Raw genomic sequence first — 23243 nt, 5'->3', positions numbered from 1 at the left:
ACTCATTCCGCCTCTTGCTGAACGGGGTCGAAATCCGGCCGGTAGGCGGCTATGCGCGAAAACAGCTCCGTTGCGAAGCGTTCGGGCAGCGCCTTTTCCCCAGTGATCCAGCGAACGAGATCGTTGTCTTCCTCGCGCATGATCGTTTCGAACTCATCCAGCTCCGCATCGGAGAGCGTGGCGAGTTCCGCCTCCGCGAATTGCCCGAGAATCAGGTCCATCTCGCGAATGCCACGATGCCAGGCGCGGAAGAGGATCCTGCGCCGACGCGGATCAAGATCGGCGCTTGTGCGCGAAATGCCGGTCATGGAACGTCCTTCCTGCCACCGCCGCCGCGGCGGATCCTGTTCACGGGCTCTATAAACGCTGGAAAGCGGCTTGTCAGCCTTGCCAAGGCCGGATTTCTTGTCGCAATTTCATGGCCATGCGCCCTGCCCTGCTCGATCCCCTGTTCTCGCCGCTCGATAGCCTGCCCGGCATCGGCCCCAGGACCGGCGAGCTCTATGCGCGCCTGCTCGGACGCGAGTCGATCGAAGACTGCCGTGTCATCGATCTCCTTTTTCACGCGCCCCACTCGCTCATCGACCGGCGCCGGCAGCCCGGCATCGCCTATGCGCCGCAGGGATCGATCGTCACCATCACCGGCCGCGTGGATCGGCACCAGCCGTCCCCGCGCGGCCGGCCGAACGTGCCCTATCGCGTCTTCCTGCACGACGATACGGGCGAACTGGCTCTCACCTTCTTCCGGGTCAAGGGAAACTGGCTGGAAAAAGCCCTGCCGATCGACGAGACCGTGATCGTCAGCGGCAAGGTGGACTGGTTCAACGGACGCGCCTCGATGGTGCATCCGGATTATATGGTCCGCTCGGCCGAAGCCGAAAGCCTGCCGCTCGTCGAACCCGTCTACGGCCTGACTGCCGGCCTCACGCCGCGGCCGTTGCGAAAATCGATCGAGGCGGCGGTGGCGCGCGTTCCCGACCTTCCCGAGTGGCTGGACGAAACGCTGCTGCGCCAGCAAGGCTTTGCGAGCGCAAGGGATTGCTTCCATCACCTGCACGAACCGCGCGACGAAACCGACATCGCCCCGCAGGCATCCGCCCGCCGCCGGCTTGCCTATGACGAGTTTCTCGCCGGACAGCTGTCGCTCTCCTTGGTGCGCCAACGCTTACGCAAGGTTGTCGGAACGCCGGTGCATGCAACGGGCAAGCTGAGCGGACCGGTCATTGCCGCCCTTCCCTTTTCCTTGACGGCCAGCCAGTCGGCTGCTGTCGCTGATATCCTTGCCGACATGTCCGGAGCCGAGCGCATGCTGCGTCTGCTGCAGGGCGATGTCGGCTCCGGCAAGACCGCCGTCGCACTGATGGCGATGCTTGCCGCTGTCGAATCCGGCGGCCAGGCGGTGCTGATGGCCCCGACAGAAATCCTCGCCCGCCAGCACCATGCAACGCTCCAGAAGATGGCCGAGCCGGCGGGCATCACGATCGACGTCCTGACCGGCAGGACGAAGGGCAAGGAGCGCGACGCGATCCTCGAGCGCATCGCCTCCGGCGAGACGCAGATGGTCATCGGCACGCATGCGCTGTTCCAGGATGCAGTGAACTATCGGCAGCTGGTGCTCGCCGTCGTCGACGAGCAGCATCGCTTCGGCGTCCACCAGCGGCTGCAGCTCACTGCCAAGGGCATCTCCCCGCATATGCTGGTCATGACGGCGACACCGATCCCGCGCACGCTGGTGCTGGCGGCCTTCGGCGACATGGACGTCTCGAAACTAACGGAGAAGCCCGCGGGACGAAAACCGATCCAGACCGTCACCATCCCGACCGAGCGCACCGACGAAATAGTCGAGCGGCTCGATTCGGCGCTTCGCCAGGGCAAGAAGGCCTACTGGATCTGCCCGCTGGTGGAGGAATCCGAAGAAACCGATACCATGTCCGCCGACGAGCGCTACCAAAGCCTTGCGCAGCGTTTCGGAAAAGACGTCGGGCTCGTCCATGGCCGCATGGCCGGGCCGGACAAGGATGCCGTCATGCTCGCCTTCAAGAACGGCGAGATTCGCGTACTGGTGGCGACGACGGTGGTCGAGGTCGGCGTCGATGTGCCAGACGCGACGATCATGGTGATCGAGCATGCGGAGCGCTTCGGGCTCGCGCAACTGCACCAGTTGCGCGGCCGCGTCGGGCGCGGCGACGAGGCCTCGACTTGCATTCTGCTTTACAAGGGACCGCTGAGCGAAGCCGGCCACGCCCGCCTGTCGATCCTGCGCGACACCGAAGACGGTTTCGTGATTGCGGAAGAGGACCTGAAGCTGCGTGGCGAAGGCGAACTGCTCGGCACGCGGCAATCCGGCACACCAGGATTTCGCATCGCCAGCCTCGAGGCGCATGCGGATCTTCTGGAGATTGCCCGGAAGGACGCTGCCTACTTGATCGAGCGCGACCCGGAACTGACGACGGAGCGCGGCCAGGCGTTGCGGACACTGCTTTATCTGCACCGGCGAGACGAAGCGATCCGCTTCCTGCGCGCCGGTTAAATACGGCGCTTCGACGCGCTGGGTCTGGGAGTGATGTTACGCCCTTTTCTGTTGCGTGATCGTCCGCGGCGGCGCGTTGGCGAGCGGCTTGTGATCCGGCGTCACGAGGCCGCCTGAAATCAACAGCTTGGCCGCGTCCTCGGCACTCATCTCCAGCGGCACGATCTTATCGCGCGGCACGAACAACAGGAAGCCGGCGGTCGGCAGCGGCGTCGGCGGCAGGAAAACGGCCACCATATCCATGCCGCGCTCGTCAAACTTGGAAGCGATCTCGCCCTTCACGTCGGTCGCGATGAACACCAGCGACCAAAGCCCGGGGCTTGGATATTCGATCAGCCCGGCCTTCTTGAAGGAGGAGGATTGGTCCTGCAGCACCGTCTGGAAAATCTGCTTCAGCGACTTGTAGATCGTCCGGACGAGCGGCGTGCGGTTGAGCAGCGACTCGCCGAAATGGATGATCGAGCGCCCTATGATGTTCGCCGTCAGGAAACCGACGAGGGTGATAACGACCATCGCGACGAGCAGGCCGAAACCCGGGATTGCCACCGGAGAATAGGTGTCCGGATTGTAGAAGCTCGGCAAATAGGGTTTCACCCAGCTGTCCGCCCATTCGATGAACGAGCGCACCAGCCAAACGGTGATGGCCACGGGCGCGCAGATGATAAGGCCCGTGAGAAAATAGTTGCGCAGTCGGGCTGCGATGATGCCGCTTTTTGAACCGTCCGTCATGCCGTTGCCATCGATCTCGTCAAACCGCCCCGAAGGCCGGATGATAACTGACCGTGCCGGAAACCCGTGTTTCCGCCAAGGGTAGAACCATGAAATATTGCGGCGCACAACCGGGAAAGACAAGAGCCGGATCGTTGCGGAACCCGAACCTGCCGTAAAAAGCCGGATTGCCCGCCAAGACACAGCCGGAAGCGCCCAAATTCCGCATTCTATCAAGCCCTTGCCGGACGAGCGCACTGCCCGTGCCGCGACCCTGCCGGTCCGGCCGCACGGACAGGGGACCGAGTCCATACCAATCCGCCGCAAAGGGCATGATCGTCACCGGCGAGAAAGCGATGTGGCCAATCACCTCACCATCGTCCTCGGCGACCAGCGACAGCGTCAGGGCACCCTCGGCGCGGAGACGTTCGATGATCCGCGCCTCGGTCTGGTCGCTATAGGGCTGACCGGCAAAGGCCGCCTCCGTCACGTGCCGGATCGACTCGATGTCCCCTTGCGTCTCCGGCCGGATGATCATTCGACGGTGACCGATTTGGCGAGGTTGCGCGGCTGATCGACATCGGTGCCCATGAAGACCGCCGTGTGATAGGCGAGCAGTTGGACCGGCAGCGAGAAGATCATCGGCGCGATGATTTCGTCGACGTTTGGAAGCACGATCGTATGCATCGTGTCGAGCTTCGAAGCGGCAGCCCCCTTCCCGTCGGTAATCAGAATGATCCGTCCGCCACGCGCCGCCACTTCCTGCATGTTGGAGACGGTCTTGTCGAAGAAGCGGTCATGCGGCGCAATCACGATCACCGGCATGTTCTCGTCGATCAGAGCGATCGGACCATGTTTCAGCTCGCCGGCGGCATAGCCTTCCGCGTGGATATAGGAGATCTCCTTGAGCTTCAGGGCACCTTCCATGGCGAGCGGGAAGCTTGTGCCGCGACCGAGATAAAGCACATCTCGGCACTTCGACAATTCGCGCGACAGGAACTCGATCTTCGGCTGAATGCTGTTGAGCACCTGCCCCATGAGGCGCGGCATCTCGGCAAGGCTCCTCACCAGCGCCTGCTCCTCCTGCTCGCTGACAGTGCCGCGCGCCCTGCCGGCAGCGACGGCGAGCGCAGCCAGGACCGCAAGCTGGCAGGTGAAGGCCTTGGTCGACGCTACGCCGATCTCCGGCCCCGCGAGGATCGGGAAGACGGCGTCGGACTCGCGCGCGATCGTCGATTCGCGCGTATTGACGACCGCGCCGATCTTCAGGCCGTGTTCCTTGCAGTAGCGCAGCGAAGCAAGCGTATCGGCGGTCTCGCCCGATTGCGAGATGAAGAGAGCGGCCGACTGCGGCGAAAGCGGAATTTCGCGGTAGCGGAACTCCGAAGCGACATCGATTTCGACCGGCAGGCGTGCATAGCGCTCGAACCAGTATTTGCCGATCAGCCCGGCCAGGTAAGCGGTGCCGCAGGCGGAGATCGCCAGGCTCGGCACCTTGGCGAAGTCGATATTGTCCGAAACCGGCAGCACCCGATGGTCGATGAAGTTGATATAGTGGCTGAGCGCGTGGGAGATGACCTCCGGCTGCTCGTAGATTTCCTTCTCCATGAAATGGCGATGGTTGCCCTTGTCGACCATATAGGCCGCAGCCGAGGATACCTGGCGCGGGCGGGTGACGACGTTGCCATCCATGTCGAAGATATGGACGTTGGTCCTGCCGATCACCGCCCAGTCTCCGTCGATAAGATAGGTGATTTCATTGGTGAAGGGCGCGAGCGCGATGGCATCGGAGCCCAGGAACATCTCGCCCTCGCCATGGCCGATCGCCAGCGGCGGGCCGTTGCGGGCCGCCATGATCGTCGACGGGTCGTCCTGGAAGAGAACGGCAAGGGCATAGGCGCCCCTCACCCGTTTCAGCATCGCATGCATCGCCTCGCGCCGTCCCAGGCCGTCGCGGCGAAATCTTGCCAGCAGCTGCGCGACGACTTCCGTGTCGGTCTCGGTCTGGAATTCGGCACCCGCCTCGGACAGCTCGTCCTTCAGCTCGGAAAAATTCTCGATGATGCCGTTGTGCACGACAGCGACGCCATCGGTGAAATGCGGATGGGCATTGCGTTCGGTCGGCGCCCCGTGGGTTGCCCAGCGCGTATGGGCGATGCCGATGCTACCGGCGAGCGGCTCCTCTTTCAGCCTCGCCTCGAGGTTGACGAGCTTCCCCTCGGCGCGCCGGCGATCCAGCGCTCCACCCTCGATTGTCGCAACCCCGGCCGAATCGTATCCCCGGTATTCAAGGCGTTTCAACGCATCGACCAGTCGCTCCGAGACCGGTTGCTGCCCGACGATACCCACAATCCCGCACATATTGCTCTCCGCGTTCCCTCGCACGCCAGTCGGGCGTGTCAGCTCAAATGCGGCGACCCCGTCGCCAATGTAGCAGCCTTGGTAGCGAAATTATCGCGGGAAACAATCCGCTGCGATTTCACTTTCAGTTTCAATGATTAACGAGACTATTCGGCAGCCTTGACCTTCTTCCTGGCCGCTTTTTCCGCCTCATAGCGCTCCCGCAATATGGGAGCCCGACCCGGCTTGATTTCCTGCCGCGCCCGGCCAAAAGCAACGGCACCGGCCGGAACGTTCTCGGTTATCACGCTGCCGGAGGCGACAAGCGCGCCATCGCCGATCGCCACCGGAGCCACGAGCGACGAATTGGAGCCGATGAAGGTATTTTCGCCGATCCGCGTGAGGTGTTTGTTCACGCCATCATAGTTGCATGTGATGGTGCCCGCACCGATGTTTGATCCAGCGCCGACGAAGGCATCGCCGATATAAGTGAGGTGGTTCACCTTGGCGCCGGCGCCGATTTCCGCCTTCTTCACCTCGCAGAAATTGCCGACCTTCGATTTGGGACCGAGATCGGCGCCCGGACGAAGACGGGCGAAGGGCCCGACCGTCGCGCCCGCGCGGACATGGGCACCTTCAACGTGCGAAAAAGCATGGATCACGGCGCCGCTTTCGACCCGCACCCCGGGGCCGAAGACCACATTCGGCTCTACCAGGACGTCCTGCGCCAGTTCTGTGTCCCAAGCGAGGAAGACGGTCTCCGGCGCGATCATCGAAACCCCGGCAAGCATCAGCTCCTGGCGCCGGCGTTGCTGCCAAAGACGCTCGATAGAGGCGAGTTCAGCCCTTGTGTTGCAGCCGGTGAGTTCCTCCTCCGGCGCCTCGACGGCGATCGCCCGGCCGCCGAGGCCGCGGACGATCTCGACAAGGTCGGTCAGGTAGTATTCGCCCTTTACATTGGCATTGCCGATGCGGCCGAGCAGGTCGAGCGCCTTGCCGCCGCTGATCGCCATCAGGCCGCCGTTGCAACAGGTGATGCGACGCTCCTCTTCGGAGGCATCCTTGTGTTCCCGGATGGCGAGCAGTTCCCCGTTCTCGACGATGAGACGTCCATAGCCGGTCGGATCCGCGGCTTCAAAGCCGATGACGACCACGTCATTGCCTTCCGCCAACCGTTCGCGCGCCGCCTTGAGCGGTGCGGCAGTGATGAGCGGCGTATCGCCGAAGACGACCAGGACGTCGTCATAGCCCTTTTCGATCGCCTCACGCGCCGCAAGAACGGCATGCGCCGTACCGAGCCGTTCCTTCTGCAGGAAGGAGGAGACCTTGGCCGTGCCGGTGCTCGCGGCAGCCGAAACCGCATCCGCGTCGCGGCCGACGACCAGGGCGACGTCGGAAATGGATGCGCTTGCCAGCGCGTCGACGACATGGGCAATCATCGGCCGGCCGGCGACCGGATGCAGCACCTTCGACAGGGCCGATTTCATCCGCGTGCTTTCGCCCGCCGCCAGGATGATCGCCAGGCAAGTCCGTTCCATTCTCTGATCTCCTTGGTATCCTTCGGGTATTCCTGGGCTTGCCGGTCGCCCGATTCTGCGCGTGCTGTCAGCAAGATATTGCGAAATGCATATATCGCACAATCACGTCGCGTTAACCCCGGTTTAGGGAGATGCTTCTCCGTCTCGGGAAAATTCCTCGGCGCAGTCCGCTGGGCGCCGGGCAGCGACATCATGCCTGCGGCCGCAGCCGGCTCTCCGTCAATAGCCCGCTTTCTTCGACGATCGGATAAGCGACAGAGGCGATGTGCGCATTGACGCGTTTCAGGTCTCGCAGCATGTCGAGATGCAGCGAACTCGTCTGCAGGCTTTCAAGCAGCCCGTCGCGAAGGCGCTCTAGATGCCGTTCGGCGGAGCGTTTTTCCATGTGGCGCACATCGACCTTTACCTCGATAAGGTGACGGGCGAGGTCCGCATTGCGCGAGACGAAGATCGTCTGGGCGATGCGCAAGTTGTCGAGCGTCAGGTCGAACAGGTTCTTCAGTTCCTGGTAGCCGTCGTCGGAGAATTTCAGACCATTGGTGACTTTCTTGCGGATCTGCTCGCAAAGGCCCTTCTCGATGATGTCGCCCATGTGCTCGAGGTTGATCGCGTAGTCGATGATCACGATCGAGCGACGCCCGTCTTCTTCATTCAGCCCGTGCCGGCCCAGCCGCGAAAGGAAGATCTTCACCTCCTGCTGCAGCAGATCGACCTGCTTCTCCATCGTTCCGATGTCGCCGAGTTCACTCATATCGTTCTTGTTGAACGCGGCCGACGCGCGCAGCAGCATGCCCTCGATGACGTCTCCGACCCTGAGCACCTCCCGCGTCGCGCCGGAGAGGGCCATCACAGGCGTATCGAGCGCCGCGTCGTCAAGATAGCGTGGGCCCGTCTCGCTCACCTCTTCGTCCGGGACCAGACGGCTCATCATCCGCGACAGCAAGCCCGCAAAGGGCCAGGCGATCAGCGCGACGACGAGGTTGAAAAGCAGGTGGACATCGACCGGCAGGTTCTGTCGCGGCAAAGGCAGACCCTGCAGAATGTCGGCGTTGAGACCGGCCAGCGGGAGTGCGATCAGACATCCGATGCCGCGCACGATCAGGTTGCCGATTGTGACCCGACGAGCACCCGGCGCCGCGGGGAGCGTCGCGATCACCGGTGGGATTGCGCCGCCCAGATTGGCTCCCAGCACCAGCGCCACGGTCAAACCTGGTGAAAGCACGCCTGCGGACGACAGCGACAGGACCAGCATGACCATGGCGAGACTCGAAGACGAAGCGAAGGCAAGACCGGCCGAAAAGAGCAGGGCGACCGGCCAGGCATTGTCGAGCATGCCCAGAAAGGCGGCCAAAGCCTGTGACTCCCGCATCGGCTCCGTGGCCGTGCCGAGCAGTTCGAGCGACAGAAGCATCAGGCCGATACCGACCAGCGCAAAGCCTGCACCCTGGCGTGCGCTCGAGCGGCTCATCCGGTGCATCATGACACCGGCGAGAATGAACAAGGGGGACAGCCATCCGATACCGATCGCAACGATCCAGGCCGTCATGGCCGTGCCGATATTGGCACCGAGCAGCACGATCTGCGCCATCCGCGACCGCACGAGGCCCTTCTCCACGAAGGATGCCGTCATCAGTGCCGTGGCCGTGGAGCTTTGCAGTGCGAGCGTGGCAATCAGGCCAGTCACGAATGCGCGCAGGGAGCCATTCGTTCCTCGAGCGAGGCCGGCGCGCAGACGTGATCCGAAGGCGCGCGTCACACCCTCCTTCACCAGTGAAAGACCGAAGAGAAGCAGTGCGACGGCACCGAAGAGATTGACCATTACGATAGTGGATTGCATGGCATGGAAATTCCGCAGCCGCCGCCCGGCATCAAGTTTCTGACACTATCGAAGACACGAATCTCTCTCGTTGACCATAGAGAGACCAGCCTGAAACCGACAATTTTGCAGAATGAATTCACTTGCCGGCTAACGAATCCGACATCGGCTTTCTCGTTCGCGTCGATCCCCAATCAGTTGGTACAGCGATGCCCCTGCGAAAGCGCCTGACAGTGCCTCGGAATCTGCCGAGCTGCGGGTCTGTCGGTCCACTCTCTAAAGCATCGCGATTTACGACTGATCGGCCTTCAATTCCCATTGGGTTTGTTCTAAGGAACGAATTCATTCGGCGTCATGCCGCTGCACTGAACGAGGTTTCTGCCCCCCATGCTCGATTCTCTGAGAAACGCCGCCCAGACGCGGATCGTCAAAGGCCTCCTGGCCATTCTCATCCTCTCATTCATGGTGTGGGGCGGTCAGACCTTGATGGTGACCGGTACGTCCGATGCGGTGGTAACGGTCGGCGACGTCAAAGTTTCCGCCAGCGACTATCGGCTTGCCTATGAGCGCCAGTTGAGCCTGCTTTCGCGGCAGCTTGGAACGCCGCTCACGCGGCAGCAGGCCCGCGCTTTCGGCGTGGAGGCGCAGGTCTACTCGCAGCTCGTCGCGGGCGCCGCTCTCGATCAGCTGGCCGAAGACATGAACCTCGGCCTCTCCGAAGACCGGCTCGCCAGATTGATCGGCGAGGACCCCGCCTTTCACGGCGCCAACGGCCAGTTCGATCGGCTTACCTTCTCGACTATACTGCGAAATGCTGGGCTGACCGAGCACGACTACATCAACAACCGCAGCCAGGTAGCGGTCCGCTCTCAGATCGTCGATGCACTCTCGGACGGATACGCGGCGCCCGCGGTCCTGCTCGATGCCGTCGGCAAATATCGGCATGAAACGCGCACCGTCGACTATCTGCTGCTCTCGAACGCCAATATCGATCCGGTCAAGGCGCCGGGCGACGATGTGCTGGCCCCCTGGTTCGAAAGCCACAAGGCGAACTATCGCGCTCCGGAATACCGGAAGTTCAGCTACATCAAGCTCGAACCCGAGGATCTCATTGCCGCCGACGCGGTCACCGAGGAAGAGCTGCGCGCCGACTACGAAAAGCGCAAGGAAAGCTTCCGCACACCGGCCACGCGAACAATCGAGCAACTGGCCTTCCCGTCTCGCGAGGCCGCTGACGCGGGTGCCGCCAAGCTCGCCTCCGGCACTTCCTTCGACGATCTCGTCAAGGCCGAAGGCAAGAGTGCGGCGGACGTCCTCCTCGGTGACTTCACCAAGGAGCAGATGCCCGACCAGAAAGTCGCCGAAGCAGCCTTTGCTGTCGCCACGGACGGCGGCGTGACGCCCGTCGTCGAAGGCGCCTTCGGCCACGTCATCCTGCGCGTCACCAATATGCGCCAGGAAGCCGTTCGCAGCTTCGATGAAGTCAAGGAGGAGTTGCGCAAAGAGATCGCCCTTTCGGTGGCGCGCGATCAGCTCGTCGGCCTGCATGACAAGGTCGAGGACGAAAGGGCAGCCGGCGCAACCGTCAAGGAGGTCGCAGACCAGCTGAAGCTCAAGCTCGCAACCGTCGACGCAATCGATGCCACCGGCAAGGACCAGAATGGCGACGAGGTGACCGGGTTGCCGGAGCAGCGCACCCTTCTTCAGGAAGTGTTCAAGGCTGAAGTTGGCCTCGAGACGCTCGCCGTCCATATCGGCCGCGACGGCTACGCCTGGTTCGACCTCGAAGAGGTGATCCCGGCCCGCGACCGCACGCTCGACGAAGTTCGCGACGAGGTGGCTGCCGACTGGACGGCCGAGCAGCAACGGGTGGCGCTCGCCGCCAAGGCAACAGAATTGAAGGATCGGATCAAGAAGGGCGCGAAGCTCGCGGACATCGCAAGCGAACTCGGCATTGTCGTCGAAACGAAGACCGGATTGAGCCGCTCCACTCAGGACGCCGCTCTGAGCCAGGCCGCCATTGCCGCGGCCTTTGCCGGGCCGAACGGACATGTCGCCAATGCAGCCGGCATGGGCGGCGAAGGCCAGATCCTGATGCAGGTGACGGCCGTTGACGACAGAGCTCCCGCCAACGCGCTCGATAATGACAGCCGCCAGATCGAAGCGATCGCCCGCGCGAGCGGCGACGACATACTCGATCAGATGGTCGCGACACTGCAGTCGGTCTATGGCGTATCGATCAACCAGACGCTTGCCGAGCAGGCATTGGCGCAGCGCTGACGGACGAGGTAACGAAGCATGAGTGATTTGAAGCCGTTCGTCGCAAAAGTCGCAGCGCGCGAAGCCCTCAGCCGCGAAGACGCTCGAGCGGCCTTCGAGATCATCATGTCCGGAGCGGCCACGCCATCCCAGATCGGCGGCTTCCTCATGGCGCTCAGGGTACGCGGCGAGACAGTCGACGAGATCGTCGGCGCTGTCGGTGCAATGAGGGCACGCATGCTCCCGGTCGAGGCGCCTGAGGACGCCATCGACATCGTCGGAACCGGCGGCGACGGTGCCGGCACCTACAACATCTCGACGCTGGCGTCGCTGATCGTCGCCGGTGCCGGCGTGCCGGTCGCCAAGCACGGCAATCGGGCCCTGAGTTCGAAATCCGGAACGGCCGACGCGCTCTCCTGTCTCGGCGTCAAGCTCGACATCGGCCCGGAAGCGATTGCCCGCTGCATTCGCGAAGCGGGCGTCGGCTTCATGTTCGCCCAGCAGCACCATTCGGCGATGCGCCATGTGGGACCGACCCGCGTCGAGCTCGGCACGAGAACGATCTTCAATCTCTTAGGCCCGCTCTCCAACCCGGCCGGCGTCAAACACCAGCTTGTCGGAGTCTATGCGCCGCAATGGGTTGATCCGCTGGCGGAAGTGCTGCGCGACCTCGGATCCGAGAGCGTCTGGGTCGTGCACGGCGAGGGACTGGACGAGATCACCACGACCGGGGTCACCAAGGTTGCGGAACTGAAGGACGGCCACATTCGCAGCTTCGAGCTGACGCCGGACGACTTCGGTCTGACGCGCACCACTCTCGATGCCTTGAAGGGCGGCGACGGAGCCCATAACGCGGCGGCATTGCAGGCGGTGCTCGATGGCGAAGAGAATGCCTACCGGGACATTTCCCTTGCGAACGCCGCCGCTTCGTTGATGATAGCGGGGCGCGCCAAGGATCTCGCCGACGGCATGGCGATCGCCCGCAACGCCCTTACGAGCGGCGCCGCCAAGACTGCCCTGCAGCGGCTGATCACCGTCTCCAATGCCGCTTGAGGAGAGGACATGACGGATATTCTGCGCAAGATCGAGGCCTACAAGCGTGACGAGATCGCCGCCGCGAAGGCGCGGGTGCCGCTCGACGAGCTGAGGGCGCGGATCGCCGACCAGTCCTCGCCGCGCGGCTTTCACGCCGCGCTTGCGGCGCGCCGCCAGAAAGGCGAGTTCGGACTGATCGCCGAGATCAAGAAGTCCAGCCCGTCGAAGGGCTTGATCCGTCCGGACTTCGATCCGCCGGCGCTGGCGGAGGCCTATGCCGCCGGCGGTGCCGCCTGCCTCTCGGTGCTCACGGATACACCGAGTTTTCAGGGCGCCCCCGAGTTTCTGACCGCCGCGCGAACCGCCTGCTCGCTGCCGGCACTGCGCAAGGACTTCATGTTCGATACCTACCAAGTCTTCGAAGCCCGCGCCTGGGGGGCGGACTGCATCCTCTTGATCATGGCATCGCTCACCGACGAGGACGCCCATCGTCTGGAGGACGCCGCAGCGGCGCTGGGTATGGACGTGCTCGTCGAGGTGCATGATGCGGAGGAAATGGAGCGCGCCCTGCGTCTCTCGTCTCCTCTCATCGGCATCAACAATCGCAACCTGAGGACGTTCGAGGTCGATCTTGCCGTTTCCGAACAGCTGGCGCCGATGGTGCCGGCCGATCGGCTGCTGGTCGGCGAAAGCGGCATATTCACGCATGAGGACTGCAGGCGCCTGGAAAAGAGCGGTATCACCACCTTCCTCGTCGGCGAAAGCCTGATGCGAAAGGAAGACGTGGAGGCCGCGACGCGGACGCTGTTGACCGGTTCGGCAAGCGCCGTGGCGGCAGAGTAATGAACGGCCCGCGCCTCACCCATATCGGCAGCGCCGGCGAAGCTCATATGGTCGATGTCGGCGACAAGGCGGAGACGGTGCGTGTCGCCGTCGCCGAAGGCTTCGTCCGGATGCAAGCCGAGACTCTGGCACTGATCCTCGAAGGCAACGCCAAGAAGGGAGACGTCATCGGCACCGCCCGGCTCGCGGGGATCATGGCTGCCAAGCAGACGTCCAACCTCATTCCGCTCTGCCACCCGCTGATGCTGACCAATGTCTCGGTCGATATCGTGCCCGACAACGCCCTGCCCGGCTTGCGCATCGAGGCAATGGCGAAGCTCAAGGGGCGGACGGGCGTCGAGATGGAGGCACTGACGGCGGTCAGCATTGCCTGCCTGACGATCTACGACATGGCAAAGGCTGCGGACCGCGAAATGGAGATCGGCGGCATTCGCCTCGTCAGCAAATCGGGCGGGCGATCCGGCGACTATCGCCGGGATGGAGACCTGGGCTGATGTCGCTGCTCCCGGTCGAAGAGGCGCTCGGAAGAGTTCTCGCCCAGGCCCAACCCCGTCCGGAGACCGAGCGGCTTGCGCTGCACGATTGCTTCGGCCGTGTGCTTGCCGAAGATACGGGAGCGCTGCTCACCCATCCTCCCTTCGACAATTCCGCCATGGATGGCTACGCCGTCCGCCATGAGGACATCGCCGCTATCGGCGCCGAACTGTCCGTCATAGGGCAATCGGCGGCGGGCCGTGGATTTCAGGGCCGGGTTGGACCAGGCGAGGCAGTGCGCATCTTCACCGGTGCGCCGCTCGCGGCCGGCGCCGACACAGTCATCCTGCAGGAAGACACCGAGCGCCTTGAGGGCAATCGGATCCGTACCCTGTTCGCGCCGGCGAAGGGCCGCCATATCCGTCTCGCAGGCCAGGATTTCGAGAAGGGCGAAATTACGCTTTCTGCCGGAAGCGTGCTCGACGCCGGCCGCTTGACGCTTGCGGCGAGCATGAACCACCCGAGCCTACCGGTGTTCCTGCGTCCGAAGATCGCAATTCTTGCCACGGGCGACGAGTTGCTGCCGCCCGGCAGCACGCCCGGGGCCGACCAGATCATCGCCTCGAACAGCTTTGGCGTCGCGGCGATCGCTCGCGAAAATGGCGCGAATATACTGGATCTCGGCATAGCCCGCGACGATCGGGCGGCGATTGCCGCTGCCGTCGAAAGGGCGCGAGGCGCGCAAGCCGACGTGCTTGTCACGCTCGGTGGCGCTTCGGTCGGAGACCATGATCTCGTCCAGTCGACGCTCCTCGCCTGTGGCATGACGCTCGATTTCTGGCGCATCGCGATGCGGCCGGGAAAGCCGCTGATGGTCGGAGACCTCGCCGGCATGCCGGTGCTCGGCCTGCCGGGCAATCCGGTCTCGAGCCTCGTCTGCGCCCTGCTTTTCCTGGAACCCCTGACGCGCAAGCTCGCACATCTTCCCGACCGCTCACGGCTCATCGCGGCGAAGCTCGCTCAACCGCTGCCCGCCAATGATCGCCGCCAGGACTACGTTCGCGCCCGCCTCTCCCGCGAGCCGGATGGGTCGCTCATGGCGCACCCCTTCCAACGCCAGGACTCGTCGATGACCGGGGTCTTCGCACAGTCGGACGGCCTCATCGTTCGCCCACCGCAAACACCGGCCGCGGCGCCGGGTGACCCCTGCACCGTCCTCAAGCTCCGGGATCCCGCCTGAGGCTGACGGCAACGGGCGTGCAAAACGACGGGACCAAAGGTACTCGACTGACCTAGGCCGGATGCCTATTTTGCGGCATTTGCTAAATGCAACTGCATACTCTCGACCGGCGCTCTCTAGAGTAATCTGGCATGAAAAATCTCTTTGTCGTCACCCATGCCCAATCCGTCCATCACATCGAGAAAAAAGTCGGTGGTTGGCATGACACGGACCTGACGGCGAGCGGCGTAGCCGATGCGAGGGCTACCGCAGAGCGGCTTGCCACGCTGATCGGTGATGGTCCGGTTGAGATTTTCAGTTCTGATCTTCTGCGCGCCTCCCAGACCGCTGCGATCATCGCAGACCGCCTTGGGCGGACTTTCGAGGAGACCAGCGACCTGCGGGAGATGAGCTACGGTTCGGCGGGCGGAAAGGCGCAGGAGTGGCTGAACGCGCGCCAAACCCCGGCTCCCGATGATAACCGGATGGACCATCGTGGCGGAATTTCCGATGGCGAAACGCGCCGTGAAATTGCCCAGCGCGTCTATCGATGCGTCGATGCCATCGTGGGCCGCACCTGCGAAACGCAAATCATCGTCACGCACGGGTTTGCTCTGACCTTCGTCATTGCCGCATGGATCAAGATGCCAATCGCCGCCGCCGGATATGTGAATTTTCCGGCACTGCCCGGAAGCATCACCCAATTGCGGCAGGATGACTATTGGCGTAGCCGTGCAGTGGTTCGGCTGGCAGATGTTTCGCACCTGGAGGACGCGAGCCCACATGGTTGACATTCCGATCCGGTGCTTTGCCGTATCCGCTGTCCTTTTGCGTGTTATCGATGGTGAAGCCGAGGTGTTGCTGCTTCGCCGAAATCACACGCTGGTCGGAGAATGGTGCCAGATTGCCGGCGGCATCGAGGAAGGTGAGAAGGCTGGCAGGCGGCGCTGCGCGAGGTGAAGGAGGAAACCGGCCTGACCTGCGATCGCCTTTACTCGGCGGACATCTGTGAACAATTCTATGAGACCGACAGGGATGCGATCAGCATACTGCCTGTCTTCGTAGGTTTCGTGGATCCTGGAGCAAAGGTGGTCATCAATCACGAGCACAGCGAATTTTGCTGGGTCCCGTTCGAAGCTGCGGTCGGCATGGTACCGTTCGCCGGCCAGCGCCATGTGTTGCGGCACGTCGAAGCCGAATTCGTTCAACGGGCGCCTGTTCGGCATTTGCTGATAGGAGCTTGACTTCCGATCTCACAAGACGCGCGGTGAAGCGTCACCCCGGCCACTTGCTCGCCATCAGGCTGAATGTTCCTCGGCGCGGCGGCTGACGAGGATCTTGTCGATGCGGCGGCCGTCCATGTCCAGCACCTCGAAGCGGTATCCGTGCGCCTCGGCGCAGTCGCCCTCCTCCGGTGTCTTGCGCAACTGCTGCACCAGAAAACCGGCAATGGTTTCGAAATCGCCGTCGCTGTCTATCCCTTCAATGCCGATCTGCAGGTGGATCTCGTCGATCGGCGTTCGGCCGTCGACAAGATAGCTGCCGTCCTCGCGTGCGCGGATATGGGCGTGCTCGATATCGTCGTAATTCGACGGGATGACGCCGACGATCGCCTCCAGGATGTCGGCGGTGGTGATGATGCCTTCCGTGCTGCCGTACTCGTCGACGATCATCGCCATGTTGACGCTGGAGGCCTTGAAAGCTTCGAGCGCCTTCAGGCAGGAAGCCGTCTCCGGAAGGGTCAGAATCTCGCGGACATAATTGCGGATATCGAAGGGTGCCGCGACCGCGGCGTTCAGTATCTCCTTGGCCAGCACCGCTCCGATCACGTCGCCCGCCGGACCATCGATAACCGGGTAGCGCGAATGGCCGAACTGGCGAATCTTGCGGCCGATCGTCTCCATGCTGTCATTGACGTCGATGAAGCTGACCTCGGTGCGATGCGTCATGATCGATTTGACGTTCCTGTCGCCGAGACGGATGATGCGCCGCAGCATTTCGTGTTCGCTCTTCTCGATCGCGCCGCTCTCCACGCCTTCGGCCATGATCGCATGCACTTCCTCTTCCGTGACGTGATCGGGGTCCTCCGCCTTCATGCCCATCAGCCGCATCGCCAGGCGAGCGGCCGTTTCGAAAAGATAAACGACCGGCGCGGCTATTCGCGAAAGCAAGGTCATCGGCCGCGCGACGAAGATCGCCAAGCCTTCCGAATTCCTGAGCGCGAGCTGCTTCGGGATCAGTTCGCCGATTACTACCGAGAGGAACGTGATGAGCGTGACGACGAGCGCGACGGCAACGGTGTTGCCATAGGGGTGGATCCAGGCGATCTGGTCCAGGGTCGGCGCGAGCTTCGCCGCGATGGTCGCGCCGCCATAGGCGCCGGCCAGAATGCCGACGAGAGTGATGCCGACCTGAACGGTGGAGAGGAACTTTCCAGGCTCCTCGGCCAGCCGCAGGGCGGCTTCCGCGCCATGGTTTCCCTGCTTCACCATCTGACGCAGCAAGGGTTTGCTTGCCGAGACGATTGCCATTTCCGAGAGCGCGAAGAAGGCGTTGATCAGAAGCAGAAGAAAAATGACAAAAAGCTCGGACATAGGCTCCGTTCACCGCTCAAGGTAGGTCGTCAGATGTGGAACGACTGCCGTCTCAGATAGGCCAGGGAAACTGTGCGGGCAAGGCCAGTCCGGCGATCTGGGCCGTCGGAGCTCGTAGTAGCGGTTGCGGAGCCGCCGGGCTCTTTCAGTTTTTGGCGCTCTTGTCCGGATTGAAGGCCTTCTGGATTCGATTGCGACCATATGTGATGACGTATTCCATCGCCTGCCGCGCGCCGAGCTCGTCCCTTCTGCCGATCTCCTCGACAATGCGGATGTGGTTGCGGGCCACCTCGTCTATGCCACCCTTCTCGTCCGTCGGCGAACTCAATTTGAAGACGCCGACGAGAGCCGCTTCGATCAGGCCGCCGACCGTTCTGAGGAACGGATTGCCAGACGCCTCGAGAACGGCGAGATGGAACTTCAGGTCGGCAACGGCAAGCGTTTCTGCCGTGTGACTCGCGTCACCCATGGCGACTGCCAGCCGCATCATCGTGGCGATTTCGGCGTCGCTGGCGTTGCGCGCGGCCAGGGCGGCGGCGTGCGTCTCGAAAGCGAGCCGCACCTCACTCAGATGATAGAGGAAATCCTCGTCAACTCCGCAGGCGAAATGCCAGGTCAGGATATCGGCATCGAAAAGATTCCAGTCTTTCCTGGGTGTCACGCGAGTCCCGATACGGGCACGCGGAACGACCATGCCCTTCGCCGCAAGCGTCTTCATCGCCTCGCGCAAGACAGTGCGCGACACACGGAAGCGGAGTGCCAGTTCAGGGTCGCCGGGCAGAATGCTGCCGACCGGAAACTCGCCCGAAACGATCGCCTTGCCAAGTTGATCCACGACCTGTGCATGGCTCGTCCGTTTGGGCGTCTTGGATATCACCGTATCAAGCAGGCTCTTCAACCCCGTCCCCCTCCAGAGTGCCCTCCTGCTGCGGGCAGGCGCCATTCTTTTCGTATCATCGCCGCTTCTCATTCCGACAGGAGAAGCTTTGTATAACAGTAGATCGAATATACGATTCCCGAAAGTGCGACGATGAGCCCGCGGGCGGCGGCCGGCGCGAATCCGGTGCCCCAATGTCGATACGCCCCACAAGAACAAACCCCGCGCCTGGGCGCGGGGTTTGCAGATGATTCAAAAGGCGGCCGCCCTCCCGCCCTTACTGCGGCAGCTTGTCGTCCACTCCTTCGACATAGAAGTTCATGCCGAGGAGCGTGGCGTCATCGGAGGATTCGCCTTCCTTGAGCCAAGCGGTGCCGTCCTGCTTGTTGAGCGGGCCGGTGAATGGCTTCAGTTCGCCGGACTTGATCTTGGCTTCCGTCGCTTCCGCCATCGCCTTCACGTCATCGGGCATGTTGGTGTAGGGCGCCATCGTCAGGATGCCGTCCTTCAGGCCGTCCCAGCTCGAGGTCGTTTCCCACTTGCCGTCGAGGAAGGCCTGGGTGCGTTTGACGTAATAGGCGCCCCAGGTATCGACGATCGCCGTCAGCTGCGTCTTCGGGCCGGCGGCGATCATGTCGGAGGCCTGGCCGAAGGCCTTGATACCGCGTTCGGCCGCAACCTGCATCGGAGCGGTGGTGTCTGTGTGCTGGGTGAGGATGTCGACGCCCTGGTCGATGAGCGCCTTGGCGGCATCCGCTTCCTTGCCCGGGTCGAACCACGTGTTCGCCCACACGACCTTGATCTTGAACTCCGGATTGACCGAGCGGGCGCCGATGACGAAGGCGTTGATGCCCATCACCACTTCCGGAATCGGGAAGGAGGCGATGTAGCCGGCAACGCCCTTTTGAGACATCTTGGCGGCGATCTGGCCCTGGATGTAGCGGCCCTCATAGAAACGGCTGTTATAGGTCGCGACGTTCGGGGCGGTCTTGTAGCCGGTCGCATGCTCGAACTTCACGTCCGGGAACTTCTGGGCAATCTTGATGGTCGCGTCCATGAAGCCGAAGGACGTGGTGTAGATCAGCCCGCAGCCGGACCGCGCCAGGCGCTCGATCGCGCGTTCCGCATCCGGCCCTTCCGGAACGTTTTCCAGGAACTGTGTTTCGACCTTGTCTCCCAGTTCCTTTTCGACCTGCTGGCGGCCGATGTCGTGCGCCTGCGTCCAGCCGCCATCGGTCTTCGAGCCCACGTAGACGAAGCAGATCTTGGCCTTTTCCTGGGCGCTAGCGGCTGAAGCGAAGCCGAGCACCGCAGTGGTGGTTGCGAGGGCGAGGAGTAGTTTTTTCATTTTTTGACCTCTGTCGGTTTGAGAATTCCGTCTGTTGTTGTTGTTCACCGGTCCGGCACAAACGGTTTGCCGAGCGATGCTGGCGTATTGATCAGGGTCATGCGCCGGTTATGCGATATGAGAATGAGTACGACAATTGTCGCCACATAGGGAAGCGAGGAAAGGAACTGTGAGGGAATGCCGATCCCGAAGGCCTGGGCATGCAACTGGCTGATCGACACGGCGCCGAACAGATAGCCGCCGGCAACCACCCGCCAGGGACGCCAGGAGGCGAAGACCACCAGCGCAAGCGCGATCCAGCCGCGGCCGGCAGACATGTTCTCGACCCATTGCGGCGTATAGACCAGCGAAAGCTGCGCGCCGGCAAGCCCGGCGCAGGCACCGCCGAAAAGCACGGCCAGGTAGCGGGTGCGGATGACGTCGACGCCCAGGGCGTGTGCCGAACCGTGGCTGTCGCCGACAGCGCGCAGCTTCAGTCCCGAACGCGTCCTGAAGAGGAACCAGTGGATGCCGGCGACGATCGCGATCGAGAGATAAAAGATTGCGTCCTGCCGGAAGAGGAGGGGCCCGATGAACGGCACCCGCGAGAGCAGCGGAACGGCGATCGGCTGCAGCTTGATGCCCTGCATGCCGAGGAAACTCTCGCCCAGCATCCCGGAGACGCCGAGACCCAACAGCGTCAGGGCAAGGCCGGTCGCCACCTGATTGGCGACGAGCGTCAGCGTCAGGAAGCCGAAGAGCAGCGAAAACAACGCGCCGGCACCGACACCGGCAAGCACGCCAACATAGGGCGAGCCGCTGAGCTGCGTGGCGGCGAAGGCGCAGACCGCGCCCATGATCATCATGCCCTCGACGCCGAGGTTGAGGACGCCCGACCGTTCGGCGACCAGTTCGCCGGCTGCGGCAAGGACGAGCGGCGTCGCCGCGGTAATGACGCTCAAGAGAATTGCTTCGACGATACCCATCAGTGCGCCTCATCCGTCTTGAGCGCCGCAAACCTCTCTCGGACAAGCCGGATCCGGTAATGAATGAGCGTGTCGCAGGACAGCACGAAGAACAGGAGCAATCCCTGGAACACGCGCGTCACCTTGTCGGAGACGCCGATCGAAAGCTGCGCCGCCTCGCCGCCGAGATAGGTAAGAGCGAGCACAAGGCCGGCAGCGATGATGCCAAGCGGATTGAGCCGCCCGAGGAATGCGACGATGATCGCCGTGAAGCCGTAGCCGGGCGAGATGACCGGCCTCAGCTGCTGGATCGCGCCGCTCACCTCCGAAATGCCGGCAAGACCGGCAAGCGCACCGGAGAAGAGCATTGAGAACCAGATCATCTTCCGCGACGAAAAGCCGGCGAAGCGCCCTGCCCGCTCCGACTGGCCGAGGACGGTGATCTCGAAGCCGCGCAGCGTGTAGCGCATCATGAACCAGACCGCCAGCGCCGCAAGGATCGCAAAGGCAAATCCCCAATGCGTGCGGCCGGAAGCGAGCATCTCGGGAAGGATCGCATCCACCCCGAAGCTTCGGGTTTCCGGAAAGTTCATGCCCTGCGGGTTGCGCCAGGGGCCGCGCACGAGCCAGTCGAGAAAGAGCTGGGCGACATAGACCAGCATCAAGCTCGTCAAGATCTCGTTGGTGTTCATATGGGCCTTGAGAAAGGCCGGGATCGCCGCGAAGAGCGCGCCACCAACCATGCCGAGCAGCAGCATCAGCGGCAGCATGAGCGGCGACTGCCATTCGTAGAAGACCACCGGAAAGATGGATCCGGCGATCGCCCCCATGATGAACTGGCCTTCCGCGCCGATATTCCAGTTGTTGGAGCGGAAGCAGACGGAGAGGCCGACGCCGATCAGAATCAGCGGCGCAGCCTTGATCGCCAGTTCATGCAGCGACCAGACCTCGCTCAGCGGCTCAACGAAAAAGCTGTAAAGCGCAGCCACCGGGTTCTTGCCGAGCAGCGCGAACATGATGCCGCCGAAGACGATCGTCAGCGCAAAGGCGATGAAGGGCGACAGGATGGAATAGAGCGCCGAGACCTTGGGACGCTTTTCGAGCTCAATGCGCATGTGCCGCTCCCGCGCCTTCCATCTTGCCATGCATGCCGCCCATCAGGAGGCCGATCTTCTCACGCGAGAGTTCGCGGGCCGGATAGGGATCGGAGAGCCTTCCCTCGCTGATCACGGCTATTTCGGTTGCCACCTCGAAGATCTCGTCGAGATCCTGGCTGATCACCAGCACGGCGGAGCCCGCTTTGGCGAGATCGACGAGCGCCTGGCGGATCCGGCTGGCCGCCCCGGCGTCGACGCCCCAAGTGGGCTGGTTGACGACGAGCACGGCCGGCTGCCGGTCGAGTTCGCGGCCGACGATGAACTTCTGCAGGTTGCCGCCCGAAAGCGAGCCGGCCGGCGGGTCCTCGCCGCTCTTGCGGACGTCCATCGCCTCGGAAATGCGCTTGGCTGCGGCTTTCACCGCGCCCTGGCGGATGATCTTCAGGAAGCCGCCGCCGAGAAAGGCGCGCTTGTCGGACTGATTGCGCGCCAGCACGAGATTGTCGGAAAGCGAGAGCGACGAGACAGCCGCATGCCCATGCCGCTCCTCCGGCACGAAGCCGGCGCCCATCAGGCGTCGCGCATTGATGTTCTTCGCTCCGACCGGCCTCTGGCGAATTTGCACGGCATTGTCGTCGGTCACCGGGTACTCGCCCGAAAGCGCGTCGAAAAGCTCGCTCTGGCCGTTGCCGGCAACGCCGGCGATCGCCAGAACCTCGCCTGCCCTGACCTTCAGCGAGACATTCTTGAGCGAAACCGCGAAAGGCGTGCGCGCCGCGACGGAAAGGCCGCGGGCTTCGAGTTGCACGTCGCCCTTGGTGCTCGTGCCCTCGGGCGTCACCACGGCCACATCGTTGCCGACCATCATGCGGGCGAGCGAAGCCGGCGTCTCGGCGCGCGGATCGCAGGCGCCGGTGACCTTGCCGTGCCGCAACACGGTGGCACGGTCGCAAATGCGCTGCACCTCCTCGAGGCGGTGGGAGATATAGAGCACCGAGCGGCCTTCCGCCTTCAGCTTTAGCAGAGTCTCGAACAGCCGGTCCGCCTCCTGCGGGGTCAGCACCGAGGTCGGCTCGTCGAGGATGATCAGCTGCGGGTTCTGAAGCAGGGCGCGGACGATCTCGATGCGCTGCCGTTCACCGACCGAAAGATCGGCGACATGCGCGCTCGGATCGAGCGGCAGCCCATAGAGGCGCGACAGCCGCGCCGCCTCTTCGGCAACCCGTGCAAGCGAAATGCTGCGATCCATCGAAAGTGCGATGTTTTCCGCAACCGTCAGCGCCTCGAACAGTGAGAAATGCTGAAAGACCATTGCTATGCCGAGCTTGCGCGCGTCACCGGGGCTGGTGATCCGGACATTGTCGCCCATCCAGGAGATCTCGCCGGCGGTCGGCGCAAGGACGCCGAACAGCATCTTCACCAGGGTGGATTTCCCCGCCCCGTTTTCGCCGAGGAGCGCGTGAATTTCTCCGGGTTCTATGTGCAGATTGATCGTATTGCAGGCTGCGAAGGAGCCGAACAATTTCGTCAGGTCGCGCACGGCCAGCAGCGGGCCGCTCGCAATTTGTCCCTTAACAGGCACGCTGCCCTCTTTTCCCCTCTTTCGAATCCCCTGCTGCTC

General features: G+C 63.1%; 19 protein-coding genes and 1 pseudogene. 8 read left to right on the top strand and 12 right to left on the bottom strand.

The genetic code is table 11. The features are described 5' to 3' along the window. Positions 1–2 precede the first annotated feature (2 nt). The gene (locus ATC00_RS16585) at positions 3–308 is read right to left on the bottom strand and encodes an FAD assembly factor SdhE (protein WP_037383635.1); all 306 of its coding nucleotides are present in this window, start codon (positions 306–308) and stop codon (positions 3–5) included. A 116-nt stretch (positions 309–424) separates the two neighbouring features. Between ATC00_RS16585 and recG the strand changes: the two genes are divergently transcribed. Further along, positions 425–2530, top strand: a complete 2106-nt coding sequence (recG, locus tag ATC00_RS16580; RefSeq protein ID WP_064253719.1) for an ATP-dependent DNA helicase RecG — start codon at positions 425–427, stop codon at positions 2528–2530. A 36-nt stretch (positions 2531–2566) separates the two neighbouring features. On the opposite strand, the gene ATC00_RS16575 is transcribed toward recG, so the two are convergent. From ATC00_RS16575 to ATC00_RS16555, 5 genes are all read right to left on the bottom strand, one after another. Continuing rightward, on the bottom strand, positions 2567–3259 hold the full coding sequence (locus ATC00_RS16575) for a DUF502 domain-containing protein (protein ID WP_037383637.1): 693 nt from the start codon (positions 3257–3259) through the stop codon (positions 2567–2569). A 19-nt stretch (positions 3260–3278) separates the two neighbouring features. Continuing rightward, positions 3279–3776 carry a GNAT family N-acetyltransferase gene (locus ATC00_RS16570; protein ID WP_064253615.1) on the bottom strand — a complete coding sequence of 166 codons (498 nt, stop codon included), beginning with the start codon at positions 3774–3776 and terminating at the stop codon, positions 3279–3281. Beyond that, entirely contained in the window at positions 3773–5599 is a 1827-nt protein-coding gene (glmS, locus tag ATC00_RS16565) for a glutamine--fructose-6-phosphate transaminase (isomerizing) (RefSeq protein WP_064253614.1), read from the bottom strand. The genes ATC00_RS16570 and glmS overlap by 4 nt, the downstream gene beginning before the upstream one ends. Positions 5600–5745: 146 nt before the next feature. Further along, positions 5746–7116 (bottom strand): bifunctional UDP-N-acetylglucosamine diphosphorylase/glucosamine-1-phosphate N-acetyltransferase GlmU, encoded by a 1371-nt coding sequence (glmU, locus tag ATC00_RS16560; RefSeq protein WP_064253613.1) that lies wholly within the window; start codon positions 7114–7116, stop codon positions 5746–5748. 190 nt (positions 7117–7306) lie between these two features. After that, on the bottom strand, positions 7307–8953 hold the full coding sequence (locus ATC00_RS16555; protein ID WP_064253612.1) for a Na/Pi cotransporter family protein: 1647 nt from the start codon (positions 8951–8953) through the stop codon (positions 7307–7309). A gap of 366 nt (positions 8954–9319) precedes the next feature. Here ATC00_RS16555 and ATC00_RS16550 point away from each other — a divergent pair, with 366 nt between their 5' ends. The 7 genes and pseudogenes from ATC00_RS16550 (at position 9320) to ATC00_RS16520 (ending at position 16006) form a co-directional block, all read left to right on the top strand. Continuing rightward, positions 9320–11212 (top strand): peptidylprolyl isomerase, encoded by a 1893-nt coding sequence (locus ATC00_RS16550; protein ID WP_037384373.1) that lies wholly within the window; start codon positions 9320–9322, stop codon positions 11210–11212. An 18-nt stretch (positions 11213–11230) separates the two neighbouring features. Continuing rightward, entirely contained in the window at positions 11231–12244 is a 1014-nt protein-coding gene (trpD, locus tag ATC00_RS16545) for an anthranilate phosphoribosyltransferase (RefSeq protein ID WP_064253611.1), read from the top strand. A 9-nt stretch (positions 12245–12253) separates the two neighbouring features. Beyond that, positions 12254–13069: an indole-3-glycerol phosphate synthase TrpC gene (gene trpC / locus ATC00_RS16540; RefSeq protein WP_064253610.1), complete on the top strand. Its 816-nt coding sequence runs from the start codon at positions 12254–12256 to the stop codon at positions 13067–13069. Continuing rightward, the gene (moaC, locus tag ATC00_RS16535; protein ID WP_064253609.1) at positions 13069–13563 is read left to right on the top strand and encodes a cyclic pyranopterin monophosphate synthase MoaC; all 495 of its coding nucleotides are present in this window, start codon (positions 13069–13071) and stop codon (positions 13561–13563) included. The genes trpC and moaC overlap by 1 nt, the downstream gene beginning before the upstream one ends. Further along, the gene (locus tag ATC00_RS16530; RefSeq protein WP_037384383.1) at positions 13563–14783 is read left to right on the top strand and encodes a molybdopterin molybdotransferase MoeA; all 1221 of its coding nucleotides are present in this window, start codon (positions 13563–13565) and stop codon (positions 14781–14783) included. Before moaC ends, ATC00_RS16530 begins: the two co-directional genes overlap by 1 nt. A 131-nt stretch (positions 14784–14914) precedes the next feature. Next, on the top strand, positions 14915–15553 hold the full coding sequence (locus tag ATC00_RS16525) for a histidine phosphatase family protein (RefSeq protein ID WP_064253608.1): 639 nt from the start codon (positions 14915–14917) through the stop codon (positions 15551–15553). Further along, positions 15546–16006 (top strand): annotated as a pseudogene (locus tag ATC00_RS16520) (NUDIX hydrolase). Before ATC00_RS16525 ends, ATC00_RS16520 begins: the two are co-directional and overlap by 8 nt. A gap of 54 nt (positions 16007–16060) precedes the next feature. Here ATC00_RS16520 and ATC00_RS16515 read toward each other — a convergent pair. The 6 genes from ATC00_RS16515 to ATC00_RS16490 form a co-directional block, all read right to left on the bottom strand. Beyond that, positions 16061–17356, bottom strand: coding sequence for a hemolysin family protein (locus tag ATC00_RS16515; protein WP_037384388.1), 1296 nt, complete (start codon positions 17354–17356; stop codon positions 16061–16063). A gap of 145 nt (positions 17357–17501) precedes the next feature. Further along, the gene (locus tag ATC00_RS16510; RefSeq protein ID WP_412458392.1) at positions 17502–18254 is read right to left on the bottom strand and encodes a FadR/GntR family transcriptional regulator; all 753 of its coding nucleotides are present in this window, start codon (positions 18252–18254) and stop codon (positions 17502–17504) included. A 256-nt stretch (positions 18255–18510) separates the two neighbouring features. After that, the gene (locus ATC00_RS16505) at positions 18511–19581 is read right to left on the bottom strand and encodes a BMP family ABC transporter substrate-binding protein (protein WP_037384393.1); all 1071 of its coding nucleotides are present in this window, start codon (positions 19579–19581) and stop codon (positions 18511–18513) included. A gap of 44 nt (positions 19582–19625) precedes the next feature. Next, complete coding sequence (locus ATC00_RS16500; protein ID WP_064253606.1) at positions 19626–20546, bottom strand: ABC transporter permease; 921 nt, start codon at positions 20544–20546, stop codon at positions 19626–19628. Further along, entirely contained in the window at positions 20546–21640 is a 1095-nt protein-coding gene (locus ATC00_RS16495) for an ABC transporter permease (RefSeq protein ID WP_037384398.1), read from the bottom strand. Before ATC00_RS16495 ends, ATC00_RS16500 begins: the two co-directional genes overlap by 1 nt. Beyond that, the gene (locus ATC00_RS16490; protein ID WP_037384402.1) at positions 21630–23204 is read right to left on the bottom strand and encodes an ABC transporter ATP-binding protein; all 1575 of its coding nucleotides are present in this window, start codon (positions 23202–23204) and stop codon (positions 21630–21632) included. The genes ATC00_RS16495 and ATC00_RS16490 overlap by 11 nt, the downstream gene beginning before the upstream one ends. Positions 23205–23243 lie beyond the last annotated feature (39 nt).

Source organism: Sinorhizobium americanum (assembly GCF_001651855.1).
Taxonomy (GTDB): domain Bacteria; phylum Pseudomonadota; class Alphaproteobacteria; order Rhizobiales; family Rhizobiaceae; genus Sinorhizobium; species Sinorhizobium americanum.
Note: the sequence above shows the minus strand (reverse complement) of the source record. Positions and strands in the feature narration are given on the sequence as shown.